Origin of the sequence: Roseovarius aquimarinus (genome assembly GCF_043661195.1) — a bacterium.
In the GTDB taxonomy this organism is placed as follows: Bacteria; Pseudomonadota; Alphaproteobacteria; order Rhodobacterales; family Rhodobacteraceae; genus Roseovarius; species Roseovarius aquimarinus.
Genome location: NZ_JBIHMM010000002.1, coordinates 96,218 through 111,134, shown reverse-complemented (window position 1 = coordinate 111,134; position 14,917 = coordinate 96,218). Strand labels below are relative to the sequence as shown.

The window sequence follows — 14,917 nt, the reverse complement described above, 5'->3', positions numbered from 1 at the left end:
ACTTGATGATTACCGCCGATGACCTGATCGCGCTGGTCCGCACCTACAATCCACGCTGCGACGAGGGTCTTCTGCGGCGCGCCTACGATTACGGGCGCCGCATGCATGAGGGGCAGACCCGCCATTCGGGCGAGCCCTATTTCACCCATCCCATCGCCGTCGCCGCCATCCTCGCCCAGCAGCGTCTGGGCGATGCGACGCTCGTGACCGCGCTTCTGCATGACACGATCGAGGACACGCGCGCCTCCTATGCCGCCGTGAGCGAGATGTTCGGCGGCGAAATCGCCGATCTCGTGGATGGCGTGACCAAGCTGACCAATCTCCAGCTCAGCTCGTCCGAGACCAAGCAGGCCGAGAATTTCCGCAAGCTTCTCATCGCCATGTCGAAGGATCTGCGCGTCATCCTCGTCAAGCTGGCGGACCGTCTGCACAACATGCGCACCATCAAGGCGATGCGGCCCGAAAAGCAGGTGCAGAAGGCGCGCGAGACGATGGATATCTACGCGCCCCTCGCCGGGCGCATGGGCATGCAATGGATGCGCGAGGAGCTGGAGGATATGGCCTTCCGCGTCATCAATCCCGAGGCGCGCGCGTCGATCATGCGCCGCTTCATCACGCTCCAGCGCGAATCGGGCGACGTCATCACGCGCATCACCGGCGATATCCGCAAGGAACTGGCGAAGGTCGGCATCGAGGCCGAGGTGCTCGGCCGCGCCAAGAAGCCCTATTCGATCTGGCGCAAGATGCAGGAGAAGGATCTCGCCTTCTCGCGCCTGTCGGATATCTACGGGTTCCGCATCATCTGCGCCTCCGAGAGCGATTGCTATGCGATCCTCGGCGCGATCCACCAGCGCTGGCGCGCGGTTCCGGGCCGGTTCAAGGACTATATCAGCCAGCCCAAGTCGAACGGCTACCGCTCGATCCATACGACGGTCTCGGGCCGGGACGGCAAGCGCGTCGAGGTGCAGATCCGCACGCGGCAGATGCATGACGTGGCCGAGTCGGGCGTGGCCGCGCATTGGTCCTACCGCGACGGCGTGCGCAGCGAGAACCCCTTCGCCGTCGATCCGGCCAAATGGATCAGCACTCTGACCGATCAGCTCGACTCGGGCGACGATCACGAGGATTTTCTCGAGGCGGTCAAGCTCGAGATGTATTCCGATCAGGTGTTCTGCTTCACGCCGAAGGGCGATGTCATCAAGCTGCCGCGCGGTGCGACGCCGATCGATTTCGCCTATGCGATCCACACGCGGATCGGCCACGCGGTCGTCGGTGCCAAGATCGACGGGATGCGCGTGCCGCTCTGGACGCGGATCAAGAACGGGCAGTCCGTCGAGGTCATCATCGCGGACGGGCAGATGCCGCAATCGAGCTGGCTCGACATCGCGACGACCGGCAAGGCCAAGGCCGCGATCCGCCGCGCCCTGCGCGAGCAGGACCGGGGCCGCTACATCAAGCTCGGCCGCGAGCTTGCGCGCGCGGCGTTCGAACATGTGGGCAAGCGCGCGACCGACAAGGCGCTGACCACGGCGGCCCGCAACCTGCGCCTTCAGGACACCGGCGCGCTTCTGGCCCGGCTCGGCAGCGCCGAGCTGACTGCGCGCGAGGTGGTGAGCGCCGTCTATCCCGACCTCGCCCCGCAGGGCGGCGAGGAGGTGGGCCGCGACCGCGCGGTGATCGGCCTCGATCCGGGCCAGCGCTTCGAGCGGGCGAAATGCTGCGAGCCCCTGCCGGGCGAGCGCATCGTCGGGATCACGTTTCGCGGGCAGGGCGTCACCGTCCACTCCATCGATTGCGACAATCTCCAGAATTACGAGGACCAGCCCGACCGCTGGATCGACCTCGCCTGGCACTCGGGCACGCATGCGGCGGTCTACACGGTTTCGCTCGATATCACGATGAGCAACGATGCCGGCGTGCTGGGCCGAATTTGCACCTTGATCGGGGAGTGCAACGCCAATATCTCCGACCTGACATTCGTGGACCGCAAGCCGGATTTCTACCGCATCCTGGCCGAGGTCGAGCTTCGCGACGCCGAACAACTGCACAGCGTCATCAGTGTTCTGGACGCCGACAGCGATATCGCCCGGATCGAGCGTCACCGAGATATCGCCCGTGCCTCCGGCAAGGGCGCAACCTGAAACCGAAAGAGGGCTCCCCTTGGTCTTCAAGCGACGAGACAGAAGATCCGTCTGGAGAGCCACGGCAGGATTCTTCTGGCCCGAGGGCGGCTGGACGCGCGCGGCGAAATACGTCCAGCACCGCGTCACGCGCCTGCCCGATCCGCCGCACCGCATCGCGCGCGGCATCTTCGCGGGCGTGCTGGTGACGTTCTCGCCCTTCTTCGGGCTGCATTTCGTGTTGGCCGCCCTCATCGCCAAGATCCTGCGCGGCAACATCATCGCGTCGCTTCTGGCGACCTTCGTGGGCAATCCGCTGACCTTTCTCGCCATCGCGGCAAGCTCGCTCCAGACCGGGCATTTCCTCCTGGGCACCGGGCGCAACGTGCTCGAGGAATCGGATCTCAGCCTCGCCGAGAAGTTTTCGGGCGCGGCGGGCGATCTCAAGCACAATTTCCTGGCGATCTTCACACATGAGAAGGCGCATTGGGATCAGCTCGCGCTCTTCTATCACGACGTGTTCCAGCCCTACATGATCGGCGGGATCATCATGGGTCTGATCGCTGGCCTCGTGGCCTATTACTTCTCGCTGCCGATCATCATGGTCTATCAAAAGCGCCGCCAGGCCAAGCTGAAGGCCAAGTGGATCGCGCTCAAGCAGAAGGCGGCGGTGGAAGATGCGAAAGCGTCACACCGCGAGACGCCGCCGCGCTAGGTGGCTTGACGGCGCGCGCCCGCGCGCTTTCTGTAGGGCGGTGCGGGCCCGCTCCAACCCGCCCGTAAGCTGCCGTTCTCGGGGGAAGTCATGCCGGATACGTCAAAGCTGCGCCTCGGCGTCAATATCGACCACGTCGCGACCCTGCGCAATGCGCGCGGCGGGGCCGTCCCCGATCCGGTGCGCGCGGCGAAGCTCGCCGAGCAGGCGGGCGCAGACGGCATCACCGCGCATCTGCGCGAGGATCGCCGCCATATCCGCGACGCCGATATCGAGGCGCTGATGGACGCGCTGAGCGTGCCGCTCAATTTCGAAATGGCGGCCACGGAAGAGATGCAGGCCATCGCCCTGCGCCACAAACCCCATGCCGTCTGCCTCGTGCCCGAAAAGCGCGAGGAGCGCACGACCGAAGGCGGCCTGAACGTCGCCCGCGACGAAAACCACCTTGCCCATTTCATCGCCCCCTTGCGGGACGCGGGCTGCCGCGTGTCGATCTTCATCGCCGCCGATCGTGCACAGATCGAGGCGGCGGCGCGCACCGGCGCGGACATCATCGAGCTGCATACCGGCGCCTATTGCGACGCGCATGCCGAAGGGGATCTCGAGACGCGCGACCGCGAATTGGAATCCCTGCGCGAAATGGCCGCATTCGCCCACGGTCTCGGCCTCGAGGTGCATGCCGGCCACGGCCTGACCTTCGACACGGTCGGCCCCATCGCGGCCATGCCCGAAGTGAGGGAACTCAATATCGGTCATTTCCTGATCGGCGAGGCGGTCTTCATGGGCCTTGAAGGCGCCATCGGCCATATGCGCGAGCTGATGGAGGCGGCGCGATGAATTACCTGCGCTATACCGCGATCTTCCTCGGCGTGGCCGTCGCCTCGGCATTGATCGTGCTGGCGCTGAACACCTGGGCGGATGCGGGGCTAGGCGCGTCCGGGCAGCTTCTGGCGCCGGCGATGATCGCGGCGCTGCTCGAGGGACGCGCGTTCGTGCGGGACGAGGGGCGCGTGCCCAACCCTTCGGAGGCGTGGAATTTCGCGCTTCTGGCGACGGGGCTTGCGGTTCTTCTCAATGCCGCGCTCAGCTTCGGGGCCGTCTGGGTCATCCCCGAAGGCTCGGCGCAGAGCGTCGCGCCAATCGGCACGCGCGCCTTCTGGCTGATGCTCGCGGTGCATGCCATCATCTATCTGCTCTCCAACCGGTTCTTCCTCGGCCTCGGCGCGCGGAACGAGGAGGCGCGCCGCAATCGGCCGGGAGCCTCCTGAGGCGGGCGCGCGCATGATCCTCGGCATCGGCACGGATCTGGCGAATATCGAACGGATCGCCGGCACGCTCGAGCGGTTCGGCGATCGCTTTCGCAATCGCGTCTTCACCGAGACCGAACAGCGCAAGGCCGAGGCGCGCGCCGACACGCCCGGCACCTATGCCAAGCGATGGGCCGCCAAGGAGGCCTGCTCGAAGGCGCTCGGCACCGGCCTGCGCATGGGCATCGCGTGGAAGGACATGGCCGTGAGCAACCTCGTCACCGGCCAGCCCGTGATGGAGGTCACCGGCTGGGCGGCGGAGCGGCTCGCCGAGATGACGCCGCCGGGGCATTCGGCGCTGATCCATGTCACCCTCACCGACGATCACCCTTGGGCGCAGGCCTTCGTGGTGATCGAGGCGCGGCCTCTGGCCGAAGGGCAGGGCGCCTCTGCGGGTTGACTTGGCCCGCCCCCGCGCCCATGAAGCAACTCGACGCGGCGGGGCAGCGGCCCGGCTCGCACAGCCCTGATCGCATAGGCGGAGACCGCGCAATGGCCAAAGGCGCCAAGACTGGCAATCCCATCATCGAAACGATCAAGACGGTGGTCTTCGCCCTCCTGATCGCGGGCATCTTCCGCACGCTCTTCTTCCAGCCCTTCTGGATTCCCTCGGGCTCGATGAAGGACACGCTGCTGATCGGCGATTTCCTTTTCGTCAACAAGATGGCCTACGGCTATTCCTATGCCTCCTGCCCCTCCGTCGCCTTCGGTCCGATCGACATCGACGCGCGCGACATCTGCGGCTTTCTCGACGGCGACAACACGCGCCTTTGGGGCGAGGAGCCCGAGCGCGGCGACATCATCGTCTTCCGCCATCCGGTCAATCACAAGGATTTCATCAAGCGCCTGATCGGCCTGCCCGGTGACACCGTGCAGATGAAGGACGGCGTGCTCCACCTCAACGGCGAGGCCGTCGCGCTCGAGGATGCGGGCAGCTTCGATGAGGTCTATGCGCCGCAAGGCTCGATGCGCAGCCGGCCGCGCTGCGAGAATGGCGTCGTGGGCGAGGGGGGCACCTGCTCGAAATCGCGCCAGATCGAGACGCTGCCGGGCGGGCATTCGCACAATATCCTGAATATCGACGACCAACGCTCGGACGATACCGGCATCTTCACCGTGCCCGAAGGCCATTACTTCTTTCTCGGCGACAACCGCGACAACTCGACCGACAGCCGCTATCCGCAGAGTGTGGGCGGTGTCGGCTTCGTGCCTTACGAGAACCTGATCGGCCGGGCCGGGCGCGTCATCTTTTCCTCGGCAGGTTCGTCCATGCTCTATTTCTGGACGTGGCGGGGGGATCGCTTCTTCAAGAGGCTCGATTGAAACTCTCAAGCGATCTCAAGGCGTTCGCCGAGCGGCTCGGGCATGAATTCTCCCGGACGGCCCTGCTGATCGAGGCGGTCACGCACCCCTCGATGTCCTCGCCCGGACGGTCCGACAATCAGCGGCTGGAGTTTCTGGGCGACCGGGTGCTTGGTCTCGTGATGGCCGAGGCGCTTCTCGCCCATGACCCCGAGGCGAGCGAGGGCCAGCTCGCTCCGCGCTTCAACGCGCTCGTGCGCAAGGAGGCCTGCGCCGATGTCGCGCGGCAAATCGAGCTCGGCCAGGTGCTCAAGCTCGGACGCTCGGAAATGCTCTCGGGCGGGCGCCGCAAGGAGGCTCTCTTGGGCGATGCGATGGAGGCGGTGATCGCGGCGGTCTATCTCGATGCCGGGTTCGAAGCGGCGCGCGCCATGATCCTGCGGCTCTGGGCCGGTCGCATCGGCGCCGTGGCCGAGGATGCGCGCGATCCCAAGACGGCCTTGCAGGAATGGGCGCAGGCGCGTGGCATGGCCCCGCCCAAATACACGGAAACGGCCCGCAGCGGGCCGGATCACGCGCCGCAATTCACCATCGCGGCGCAGTTGCCGAACGGAGCGCAGGAAGAAGCGACCGCGGGCTCCAAACGTCAGGCCGAGCAGGCGGCGGCGCAGGCGTTGCTCGCGCGCGTCGAGGCGCAAGTCGCGAAAACGCCTCCGAAGTGATCCCCCCGGAGGCGCCCTTGCAGTGTCAGAGTGCCGCGACCATCACGGCGGGCAGGCCGAGCATTCCGGCCGTGATGAGTGCGATGGACAGTCCCAAGCCCTTGAACATGATGCTTTCCTCCCGATTGCCATGTACTTGTTGAAATAGGCATCAACGCCGCGTTCCCCATGCGACCCTCCGCCGCAGGCCCGCGCCCTCTGGGCAATCGCGGCGCGATCGGGTAGGGGTGCGCTCTGCAATCACTGGATAGGCATCCCATGAGCACACGCGCCGGATTCGTAGCCCTGATCGGCGAGCCGAACGCAGGCAAGTCCACCTTGCTGAACCGCATGGTGGGCGCCAAGGTCTCGATCGTCACCCACAAGGTGCAGACGACCCGCGCGCGCATCCGCGGCGTGGCCATAGAGGGCCAGTCCCAGATCGTCTTCGTCGACACGCCCGGCCTCTTTCAGCCGCGCCGCCGTCTCGACCGCGCGATGGTCGCGGCGGCCTGGGGCGGTGCTTCGGATGCCGATGTGGTGGTCCTTCTGATCGAGGCGCATCGCGGCATCACCGAGGGCGTCGAGCGCATTCTCGAGAACCTGCCCAATGTCACGAAGGGCCGGAAGGTCGCGCTGGCCATCAACAAGATCGACCGCGTGGAATCGCCCCGGCTTCTGGCGCTCACGAAAGAGATGAACGAGCGGTTCGCCTTCGACGAGACCTATCTCATCTCCGCCGAGAAGGGGCATGGCGTCGAGGATCTGCGCGGCTGGCTGGCGGGCGAGATGCCCGAAGGCCCCTGGCTCTATCCCGAGGACCAGATCGCGGATCTGCCGATGCGCATGATCGCCGCCGAAATGACCCGCGAGAAGCTGACGCTGCGCCTCCATCAGGAGCTGCCCTACCAGCTCACCGTCGAGACCGAGAACTGGGAGGAGCGCGAGGACGGCTCGGCCCGGATCGACCAGCTCATCTACGTCATGCGCGACGGGCACAAGGGCATCGTGCTCGGCCGCAAGGGCGAGACGATCAAGCAGGTCGGCGCCGCCTCGCGCGCCGAGATCGAGGCATTCCTCGGCCGCCGCGTGCATCTCTTCCTTCAGGTGAAGGTGCGCCCGAATTGGCTGGAAGAGGCCGAGCGCTATTCCGAGATGGGCCTTGACTTCAAGGACGGGAACTAGGGCGCGCGTCCATGCTTCATCTTGGCAAAAATACTCAGATGCGGCGGTTGCCATGACGCGCCTCACCGCCGAATTCTGGGTGCATGCCTATCTCGCGCGGCTTCGTGGCCTTGAAATTCCGGCCTTCGTGACGGCGCATGGCGACGACACCGCAGGCGCCGTTCTGGTCAAGCTGAACACGCTCGACGGGCAGGCGGCGGCCTTTCAGCGCAGTTTCGATCTCATGTCGGGCGCGCGCCAGTGGCAGACGCTCACGCAAGGCCCGGAGGCGGAGGTCGATGCGGCCATCGCGCGGCAGCGCGGCTTCGATCCCGATCTTTGGGTGATCGAGGTCGAGGATCGTGCGGGCCGGCATCTTCTGGACCAGCCCGGTCTTGCCGATTGAGGCGCTTGCCATCGCGGCCCGCCCGGTGCCTCATGGCGCGGCAAGGGGGTGAGACGGCATGGAATGGCGCGATCAGGGCATTCTTCTATCGGTGCGCCGGCATGGCGAGAGCGCCGCGATCATCGAGGTTCTGACGCCCTCGCGCGGGCGCCATGCGGGTGTCGTTCGGGGCGGGGCCTCGCGCAAGCTCGCGCCCATCCTGCAACCGGGCGCGCAACTCGATCTCGCGTGGCGCGCGCGGCTCGAGGATCATATCGGCACCTTCGCGGTCGAGCCGATGCGCAGCCGCGCGAGCCATGTGATGACCGACCGCCTCGCGCTGTCGGGGCTGAACGCGGTCACCGCGCTTCTTCTTTTCTGCCTGCCCGAGCGCGAGGCGCATCCGCCGCTCTATGCGCGGACCGAGACGCTCCTCGATCTGATGGGCGAGCGCGACGCCTGGCCGCTGGCCTATCTGCGCTGGGAACTGGCGCTGCTCGAGGAGATGGGCTTCGGCCTCGATCTGTCGGCCTGCGCGGCGCTGGGCGGGCGCGCGAATGATCTGAGCTATGTCTCGCCGCGCACGGGGCGCGCGGTGTCGCGCGCGGGCGCGGGCGAATGGGCGGACCGCCTTCTGCCGCTGCCGCCCTGCCTTCTGGGCCACGGCACCGCACCCGACCACGAGATCGCGCAGGGCTTCGATCTGACGGGGCATTTCCTGCATGCTTGGCTCGCGCCCGAGCTCGGGTCCAAGCCTCTGCCCGAGGCGCGCGCGCGCTTCGTCGAGCGCTTCAAGGCGCGCGCGGCGCTTTGACACCCGGCCCCGCGCTCCGCATAAAGGCGCGGCATTCTCAACGGAGATTTCCCGAATGACCGCCGCTCCCCTGTTTGACATCCCCCCCGCACCCGGCGTCGCCGTTGCCGGCACGGACCGGATCTTTCCGGTGCGCCGCGTCTTCTGCGTCGGGCGCAACTATGCCGCCCATGCCGCCGAGATGGGCAACGAGGTGGACCGCGCCGCGCCCTTCTACTTCACGAAATCGGCCCATGCGGTGATTCCCTCGGGCAGCGAGATCGCCTATCCCGCCGGCACGCGTGATTGCCATTACGAGATGGAATGCGTCATCGCCATCGGCGCCGAGGCGCATGAGGTGCGCGAGGCCGATGCGATGGGCGCGGTCTTTGGCTATGCCTGCGGGATCGACCTGACGCGCCGCGACCTTCAGGCGCAGGCCAAGGATGGCCGCAAGCCGTGGGATCTGGGCAAGGATTTCGAGAATTCCGCGCTGATGGGCACGATCACGCCCGCCGCCGAGTTCGGGGCGCCGGGCGATCAGGCGATCACGCTCGATCTCGATGGCAGGCGCGTGCAGGAGGCGAAGCTGTCGGACATGGTCTGGTCCGTGCCCGAGATCATCGCGCATTTGTCGCGCTACTACCGCCTTGCGCCGGGCGATCTGATCTATACCGGAACGCCCGCGGGCGTGGGCCCGGTAGTGCCGGGCAGCTCCCTCGCCGGTGCGATCGACGGGCTCGAGCCGATCACGCTGACGATCGCGGCATAGGCGGGGCCGGAGCCCGATTGCGGGCCGGGTCCGAGTATTTTCGCCAAGATGAAGCTTCGGGATGGCGCCCCCTTCACAAGGGAGCGCCGTTTCTCCTCAGTTGCTCTGGCTCAGCAGGCGGCGGGCGATGACCTGCGCCTGGATCTCGGCGGCGCCCTCGAAGATGTTGAGGATGCGCGCGTCGCAGAGGATGCGGCTGATCTTGTATTCGAGCGCGAAGCCGTTTCCGCCGTGGATCTGAAGGCCGTTATCGGCGGCGGCCCAGGCGACGCGGGCGCCCAGAAGCTTGGCCATGCCCGCCTCGAGATCGCAGCGGCGCCCCTGATCCTTTTCCCAGGCCGAGAAATAGGTGAGCTGGCGCGCGACCATGATCTCGACTGCCATCATCGCGAGCTTGCCCGAAACGCGCGGGAAGTCGATGAGCGGGCCGCCGAATTGCTGGCGCGTCTCGGCGTATTGCATCGACACGTCCAGCGCCGATTGCGCGACGCCCACCGCGCGGGCGGCGGTCTGGATGCGGGCGCTCTCGAAGGTCTCCATGAGCTGTTTGAAGCCTTTGCCCTCCTCGCCGCCCAGAAGGTTCTCGCCCTTGACGTGGAAATTGTCGAAGGCGATCTCGTATTCCTTCATGCCGCGGTAGCCCAGCACCTCGATCTCGCCGCCGGACATTCCGTCGGTGGGGAAGGGCGCCTCGTCCGTGCCGGGGGTCTTCTCGGCGAGGAACATGCTGAGACCCTTGTGATCCTTGCTCTCGGGGTCGGTCCGCGCGAGGAGGGTCATCACATGGGTGCGCGCGGCATGGGTGATCCATGTCTTGTTGCCGGTCACGCGGTAGTCGTCGCCGTCCTTGACCGCGCGGGTGCGCAGGCTGCCGAGGTCCGAGCCGGTATTGGGCTCGGTGAAGACCGCCGTGGGCAGGATCTCGGCGCTGGCGAGTTTCGGAAGCCAATGCGCCTTCTGCGCATCGGTGCCGCCGCAGATGATCAACTCGGCCGCGATCTCGCTGCGCGTGGCGAGCGAGCCTACGCCGATATAGCCGCGGCTGAGTTCTTCGGAGACGACGACCATCGACGCCTTGCTGAGGCCGAGGCCGCCATGCTCTTCGGGGATGGTGAGGCCGAACACACCCATCTCGGCCAGCTCCTCGATGATCTCCATCGGGATGAGCTCGTCCTTGAGATGCCAGTCATGGGCATGCGGCTCGACCCGGTCGAGCGCATAGCGGCGGAACTGCTCGCGGATCATCTCTAGCTCGTCCTCGAGACCGGTCTTGCCCACGGTGATTTCGGCGCTCTGCTCCTGCATGAGGCGCACGAGGCGGGCGCGCGCGGCCTGGGTGTTGCCTTGCTGCGTGAGCGTCATCACCTCGTCCGTCATCAGCCCGCGCATCTGCTCCTGGCTGAGGCCGATATCCTGAAGTCGCAGGATCTCGCCCTGGCTCATGGGGATGCCGCCGTAGATCTGCCAGAGATACTCACCGAAGGCGATCTGGTGGATCAGCGCCTCGGTCTCGCCGAAGGTGCCGGCCTCGGTCAGCCGGTCGGCCCAGTTCTGCATCTGGCGCAGCGCCTCGGTATAGGTGGCGAGCCAGGCCAGCCCGTGCGCGGCGGTCTGATGCGCATCGACGAGCGCGCCCGAGACGCGCCCCTCCTCGGTCACGGCGTTCCGCAGTGCGGTGCGGGCCGCGCCCAGGATGGCATCCACCGGCCCGAGCGCCGCGCGCGTGAGGTCGGTCAGACCGTTCAGAAGCACGGCGGGCGCCGCCATGTCGAGTTGTCCATCATGTGCCATCATGCATTCCTTTCCCGTGTCCCGCCCTTCCTAGTCCTTTCGCAGGTGCAGCGCAACTATAAGACAAAAAATAGCCCCTCCTTGTTCTAATATTGCGCGGCAAAATAGCGCATCGACGCGCATATGGGCCATTCCACCCCCCATGAATAGCCGGTATTGAAGCGTCATGGAGATTTTCGCCGCGCTCGGACCGCCTCATCTGTGGTTTCTCGCCTATGCCATCGCGCTCGCCGCGGGGGTGGTCAAGGGCGTGGTCGGCTTCGCGATGCCGCTGATCCTGCTCTCCGGGCTCAGCAGCTTCATGGCGCCCGACCTCGCGCTCGCCTGTCTCATCGTGCCGACGCTCCTGACCAATGCCTGGCAGGCGCTGCGGCAGGGGCCGATGGCCGCACTCGCCTCGCTCAAGCGGTTCCGTGTCTTTCTCATCGCCGGGGGCAGCATGCTGATCCTGAGCGCACAGCTCGTGCCGGTCCTGCCCGCCTCGGCGCTTTTGCTCATCATCGCGGTGCCGCTCGTGGCCTATGCCGCCGCCACGCTGGCCGGGCGCCCGCTGCGGCTTCCGCCGCATCCCGGCCCCCGGATCGAAGCGGGCATGGGGGGCGCCGCGGGTTTCATCGGGGGGCTCTCGGGTGTCTGGGGGCCGATCACGGTGGCGATGCTGACGGCGATGGAGACCGAAAAGCGCGAGCAGGTGCGCATTCAGGGCGTGATGTACGGGCTGGGCGCGCTGGCGCTGGCGGGCGCGCATCTCGGCTCGGGCGTGCTGAATGCGCAGACACTGCCGCTTTCGGTCGCGCTCGTGCCGCCGGCGCTTCTGGGGATCTGGACCGGCTTCGCGATCCAGGACCGGATCGATCAGGCGCTCTTCAAGCGGCTGACGCTCTGGATCCTGCTCATCGCCGGGCTGAACCTTCTGCGGCGGGGCATCATGGGGCTCTGAGCGCCCGAATCGCGGACAAGCGGGGCAGGGCGCGCCCCCGGCGCCGCCCCGGCCGCGCGCTCCGGCCCCGCGATGCGCGCCGCCGGAAACCGGCCGAGGGCGGCAAAATTGGCGGATTTCAGGGGATAAGGGGCGGTTTCTGTTTTTGTTTGCCGGACGATGACCTATAGTCTCCTCCAAGCCGAATGGGGCATATAACAAGCGACCGGGGGACTGCGCCGATGATCCGATCGGAATTGATTCAGAAGATCGCGGACGACAATCCGCATCTTTACCAGAGAGACGTCGAGCGGATCGTGAACACCGTCTTCAACGAAATCACGGACGCCATGGCCGCCGGAAACCGGGTGGAACTGCGCGGCTTCGGCGCTTTCTCGGTCAAGAAGCGCGATGCGCGGATGGGGCGGAACCCCCGCACCGGCGAAGCCGTTCCCGTCGAAGAGAAACACGTGCCCTTCTTCAAGACCGGCAAGCTCCTGCGGGACCGTCTGAACGGAAAGTAATACATGCGCTACATTCGCTATGCCTCGATCGCCATCTTCGCGCTGGCCCTGATCCTCGTCGCCCTGGCCAATCGCGAGATGGTGACGGTGCGCATCGTGCCCGAGGATCTCGCGGGCTTCACCGCGCTCAATCCCGCAGGTCAGGTCCCGCTCTTCGTGGTGATCTTCGGCGCGATCCTCGCGGGTCTCATCCTCGGCTTCATCTGGGAATGGATCCGGGAGGCGGGCGAGCGGGCCGCCGCCGCGCGCCAAGCGCGGGAGATGCAGCGCATGCGCGCCGAGATCAAGCGCCTCAAGGCCGAGAAGCATGAGGGCAAGGACGAAGTCCTCGCCATTCTCGACGACGGCCGTTGACGCGCCATGCCACCCGATGTCCGAGTGAAGATGTGCGGCCTGCGCCGCCCTGCCGATATCGCGGCGGCGGCGGAGGCGGGCGCGCATTATGTGGGCTTCGTCTTCTTTCCGAAATCGCCGCGCAACGTCTCGCTCGCCGAGGCCGCCGAGTTGGCGCTGGCGGTGCCGGTGGGGATCGCCAAGGTCGCGCTGGTGGTCGATGCGGATGACGCCGCGCTCGATGCGCTGACGGCGCGCGTGCCGCTCGACATGCTGCAACTGCACGGGCACGAGACGCCGGGGCGTGTCGCCGAGATCAAGGCGCGCTACGGCTTGCCGGTAATGAAGGCCATCGGCATCGCCGACGCTCCGGACCTTGCCGAGATCGAGCGCTATGCCCCGGTCGCCGACCAACTTCTGATCGACGCGAAACCACCCAAGGGCGCCGATCTGCCCGGCGGCAACGCGCTCAGCTTCGACTGGTCGCTCATCGCCGGTCGGCGCTGGAGCAAGCCGTGGATGCTGGCCGGTGGCCTCACTCCCGGGAATGCCGCCGAGGCGGTGCGCCGCACCGGTGCGCGCCAGCTCGACGTGAGTTCCGGCATCGAGAGCGCGCCCGGCGTCAAGGATGCGGGGCTCATGCGGGCCTTCGTCGCGGCGGCGCGGGGCTGACCCGTTTTCGCTGGAAAACCCGGCGCGCCTCCCCTATCCATTCGCCAACGCGCGCAAGGAAAGGCCACCCGCACATGAACGATCTTTTCAACAGCTTCATGACCGGACCCGACGAGAAGGGCCGCTTCGGAGATTTCGGCGGGCGCTTCGTCAGCGAGACGCTGATGCCGCTCATTCTCGAGCTGGAAGAGCAATATGAGCACGCCAAGACCGACGACAGCTTCTGGGCGGAGATGCACCATCTCTGGACGCATTATGTCGGCCGCCCCAGCCCGCTCTACTACGCCGAGCGGATGACCGAGAAGCTGGGCGGCGCCAAGATCTATCTCAAGCGGGATGAGCTCAACCACACGGGCGCGCACAAGATCAACAACGTGCTGGGCCAGATCATCCTCGCGCGCCGCATGGGCAAGACGCGCATCATCGCCGAGACGGGCGCGGGCCAGCATGGCGTCGCCACCGCGACGGTCTGCGCCAAGTTCGGCCTGAAATGCGTGGTCTACATGGGCGCGCATGATGTCGAGCGCCAAAAGCCGAACGTTTTCCGGATGCGCCTTCTGGGCGCCGAGGTGGTGCCGGTGACATCGGGGCGCGGCACATTGAAGGATGCAATGAACGACGCGCTGCGCGACTGGGTGACGAATGTGCGCGACACGTTCTATTGCATCGGAACGGTCGCCGGCCCCCACCCCTATCCCGCGATGGTCCGCGACTTCCAGAGCATCATCGGCAAGGAAGCCAAGGCGCAGATGCAAGAGGCCGAAGGGCGCCTTCCCGATACGATCATCGCCTCGATCGGCGGCGGCTCGAACGCGATGGGCCTCTTTTATCCCTTCCTCGACGACAAGGACGTGGACATCATCGGCGTCGAGGCCGGCGGGCGCGGCGTCAACGAGAAGATGGAGCATTGCGCCTCGCTCACCGGCGGGCGTCCCGGCGTGCTGCATGGCAACCGCACGTATCTTCTGCAGGACGATGACGGCCAGATCCTCGAAGGGTATTCGATCTCGGCGGGGCTCGACTATCCTGGTATCGGGCCGGAGCACAGCTGGCTGCACGATATCGGCCGCGCCAAATACGTCTCGATCACCGACAAGGAGGCGCTGGAGGCGTTCCAGTTCAGCTGCGCGCTCGAGGGGATCATCCCCGCGCTCGAGCCGAGCCATGCGCTCGCCCATGTGATGAAGATCGCGCCTGAGCTACCGAAGGATCACCTCGTCATCATGAACATGTGCGGGCGGGGCGACAAGGACATCTTCACTGTGGCGAAGCATCTGGGCTTCGGCATGGAAGAGAAGGACTGAGCGCGAAAAGCAATGCGCGCTCCCTTCGCCGGCCGCTTGAATGAGTATTTTCACCAAGATGAAGCCGCAAGGTCACCCCGCCGCCCGACACTCGCTTGGCGGAAAGGACGGCGGG

General features: G+C 66.4%; 17 protein-coding genes. 16 read left to right on the top strand and 1 reads right to left on the bottom strand.

Going from position 1 to position 14,917, the window contains the following annotated elements; genetic code table 11:
- Nucleotides 1-5 precede the first annotated feature (5 nt).
- The 11 genes from ACGRVM_RS07875 to ACGRVM_RS07825 all read left to right on the top strand — a co-directional run bounded on the left by ACGRVM_RS07875 (nt 6) and on the right by ACGRVM_RS07825 (nt 9,259).
- Nucleotides 6-2,141, top strand: a complete 2,136-nt coding sequence (locus tag ACGRVM_RS07875; protein ID WP_377171125.1) for a RelA/SpoT family protein — start codon at nt 6-8, stop codon at nt 2,139-2,141.
- A 19-nt stretch (nt 2,142-2,160) separates the two neighbouring features.
- A complete protein-coding gene (locus ACGRVM_RS07870) occupies nt 2,161-2,835 on the top strand; it encodes a DUF2062 domain-containing protein (protein ID WP_377171127.1) in 675 nt (224 codons plus the stop codon).
- A 90-nt stretch (nt 2,836-2,925) separates the two neighbouring features.
- Nucleotides 2,926-3,672 carry a pyridoxine 5'-phosphate synthase gene (locus ACGRVM_RS07865; protein ID WP_377171130.1) on the top strand — a complete coding sequence of 249 codons (747 nt, stop codon included), beginning with the start codon at nt 2,926-2,928 and terminating at the stop codon, nt 3,670-3,672.
- Nucleotides 3,669-4,103 (top strand): ABZJ_00895 family protein, encoded by a 435-nt coding sequence (locus tag ACGRVM_RS07860; protein WP_377171132.1) that lies wholly within the window; start codon nt 3,669-3,671, stop codon nt 4,101-4,103. Before ACGRVM_RS07865 ends, ACGRVM_RS07860 begins: the two co-directional genes overlap by 4 nt.
- 13 nt (nt 4,104-4,116) lie before the next feature.
- Nucleotides 4,117-4,542 carry a holo-ACP synthase gene (gene acpS / locus ACGRVM_RS07855; RefSeq protein WP_377171134.1) on the top strand — a complete coding sequence of 142 codons (426 nt, stop codon included), beginning with the start codon at nt 4,117-4,119 and terminating at the stop codon, nt 4,540-4,542.
- Nucleotides 4,543-4,634: 92 nt separating this feature from the next.
- Nucleotides 4,635-5,465 carry a signal peptidase I gene (lepB, locus tag ACGRVM_RS07850; protein WP_377171137.1) on the top strand — a complete coding sequence of 277 codons (831 nt, stop codon included), beginning with the start codon at nt 4,635-4,637 and terminating at the stop codon, nt 5,463-5,465.
- Nucleotides 5,462-6,166: a ribonuclease III gene (gene rnc, locus ACGRVM_RS07845; protein WP_377171139.1), complete on the top strand. Its 705-nt coding sequence runs from the start codon at nt 5,462-5,464 to the stop codon at nt 6,164-6,166. The genes lepB and rnc overlap by 4 nt, the downstream gene beginning before the upstream one ends.
- 258 nt (nt 6,167-6,424) lie before the next feature.
- Nucleotides 6,425-7,330: a GTPase Era gene (gene era / locus ACGRVM_RS07840; RefSeq protein ID WP_377171141.1), complete on the top strand. Its 906-nt coding sequence runs from the start codon at nt 6,425-6,427 to the stop codon at nt 7,328-7,330.
- A 52-nt stretch (nt 7,331-7,382) separates the two neighbouring features.
- Nucleotides 7,383-7,715: a DUF1491 family protein gene (locus tag ACGRVM_RS07835; protein WP_377171143.1), complete on the top strand. Its 333-nt coding sequence runs from the start codon at nt 7,383-7,385 to the stop codon at nt 7,713-7,715.
- A gap of 58 nt (nt 7,716-7,773) precedes the next feature.
- Nucleotides 7,774-8,508 carry a DNA repair protein RecO gene (recO, locus tag ACGRVM_RS07830; protein WP_377171145.1) on the top strand — a complete coding sequence of 245 codons (735 nt, stop codon included), beginning with the start codon at nt 7,774-7,776 and terminating at the stop codon, nt 8,506-8,508.
- 55 nt (nt 8,509-8,563) lie between these two features.
- Nucleotides 8,564-9,259, top strand: coding sequence for a fumarylacetoacetate hydrolase family protein (locus ACGRVM_RS07825; RefSeq protein ID WP_377171148.1), 696 nt, complete (start codon nt 8,564-8,566; stop codon nt 9,257-9,259).
- A gap of 96 nt (nt 9,260-9,355) precedes the next feature.
- Here the strand turns inward: ACGRVM_RS07825 and ACGRVM_RS07820 are convergent, their stop codons facing one another.
- The gene (locus tag ACGRVM_RS07820) at nt 9,356-11,050 is read right to left on the bottom strand and encodes an acyl-CoA dehydrogenase family protein (RefSeq protein WP_377171400.1); all 1,695 of its coding nucleotides are present in this window, start codon (nt 11,048-11,050) and stop codon (nt 9,356-9,358) included.
- 166 nt (nt 11,051-11,216) lie between these two features.
- On the opposite strand from ACGRVM_RS07820, the gene ACGRVM_RS07815 reads away from it, so the two are divergent.
- From ACGRVM_RS07815 to trpB, 5 genes are all read left to right on the top strand, one after another.
- Nucleotides 11,217-11,990, top strand: coding sequence for a sulfite exporter TauE/SafE family protein (locus ACGRVM_RS07815; protein WP_377171150.1), 774 nt, complete (start codon nt 11,217-11,219; stop codon nt 11,988-11,990).
- 221 nt (nt 11,991-12,211) lie between these two features.
- Nucleotides 12,212-12,493 carry an integration host factor subunit beta gene (ihfB, locus tag ACGRVM_RS07810; RefSeq protein ID WP_377171152.1) on the top strand — a complete coding sequence of 94 codons (282 nt, stop codon included), beginning with the start codon at nt 12,212-12,214 and terminating at the stop codon, nt 12,491-12,493.
- A 3-nt stretch (nt 12,494-12,496) separates the two neighbouring features.
- Nucleotides 12,497-12,847, top strand: coding sequence for a LapA family protein (locus ACGRVM_RS07805; RefSeq protein ID WP_377171154.1), 351 nt, complete (start codon nt 12,497-12,499; stop codon nt 12,845-12,847).
- A gap of 6 nt (nt 12,848-12,853) precedes the next feature.
- The gene (locus tag ACGRVM_RS07800) at nt 12,854-13,498 is read left to right on the top strand and encodes a phosphoribosylanthranilate isomerase (protein ID WP_377171156.1); all 645 of its coding nucleotides are present in this window, start codon (nt 12,854-12,856) and stop codon (nt 13,496-13,498) included.
- 74 nt (nt 13,499-13,572) lie between these two features.
- Entirely contained in the window at nt 13,573-14,802 is a 1,230-nt protein-coding gene (gene trpB, locus ACGRVM_RS07795; RefSeq protein WP_377171159.1) for a tryptophan synthase subunit beta, read from the top strand.
- Nucleotides 14,803-14,917 lie beyond the last annotated feature (115 nt).

Coding starts and splice junctions, on each gene's coding strand:
- ACGRVM_RS07800 (WP_377171156.1), top strand. CDS start 12,854: ATGCCACCCGATGTCCGAGTGAAGATGTGCGGCCTGCGCCGCCCTGCC.
- ACGRVM_RS07820 (WP_377171400.1), bottom strand. CDS start 11,050: ATGGCACATGATGGACAACTCGACATGGCGGCGCCCGCCGTGCTTCTG.
- recO (WP_377171145.1), top strand. CDS start 7,774: ATGGAATGGCGCGATCAGGGCATTCTTCTATCGGTGCGCCGGCATGGC.
- ACGRVM_RS07815 (WP_377171150.1), top strand. CDS start 11,217: ATGGAGATTTTCGCCGCGCTCGGACCGCCTCATCTGTGGTTTCTCGCC.
- ACGRVM_RS07835 (WP_377171143.1), top strand. CDS start 7,383: ATGACGCGCCTCACCGCCGAATTCTGGGTGCATGCCTATCTCGCGCGG.
- ihfB (WP_377171152.1), top strand. CDS start 12,212: ATGATCCGATCGGAATTGATTCAGAAGATCGCGGACGACAATCCGCAT.
- ACGRVM_RS07860 (WP_377171132.1), top strand. CDS start 3,669: ATGAATTACCTGCGCTATACCGCGATCTTCCTCGGCGTGGCCGTCGCC.
- lepB (WP_377171137.1), top strand. CDS start 4,635: ATGGCCAAAGGCGCCAAGACTGGCAATCCCATCATCGAAACGATCAAG.
- acpS (WP_377171134.1), top strand. CDS start 4,117: ATGATCCTCGGCATCGGCACGGATCTGGCGAATATCGAACGGATCGCC.
- ACGRVM_RS07825 (WP_377171148.1), top strand. CDS start 8,564: ATGACCGCCGCTCCCCTGTTTGACATCCCCCCCGCACCCGGCGTCGCC.
- trpB (WP_377171159.1), top strand. CDS start 13,573: ATGAACGATCTTTTCAACAGCTTCATGACCGGACCCGACGAGAAGGGC.
- era (WP_377171141.1), top strand. CDS start 6,425: ATGAGCACACGCGCCGGATTCGTAGCCCTGATCGGCGAGCCGAACGCA.
- ACGRVM_RS07875 (WP_377171125.1), top strand. CDS start 6: ATGATTACCGCCGATGACCTGATCGCGCTGGTCCGCACCTACAATCCA.
- ACGRVM_RS07805 (WP_377171154.1), top strand. CDS start 12,497: ATGCGCTACATTCGCTATGCCTCGATCGCCATCTTCGCGCTGGCCCTG.
- ACGRVM_RS07865 (WP_377171130.1), top strand. CDS start 2,926: ATGCCGGATACGTCAAAGCTGCGCCTCGGCGTCAATATCGACCACGTC.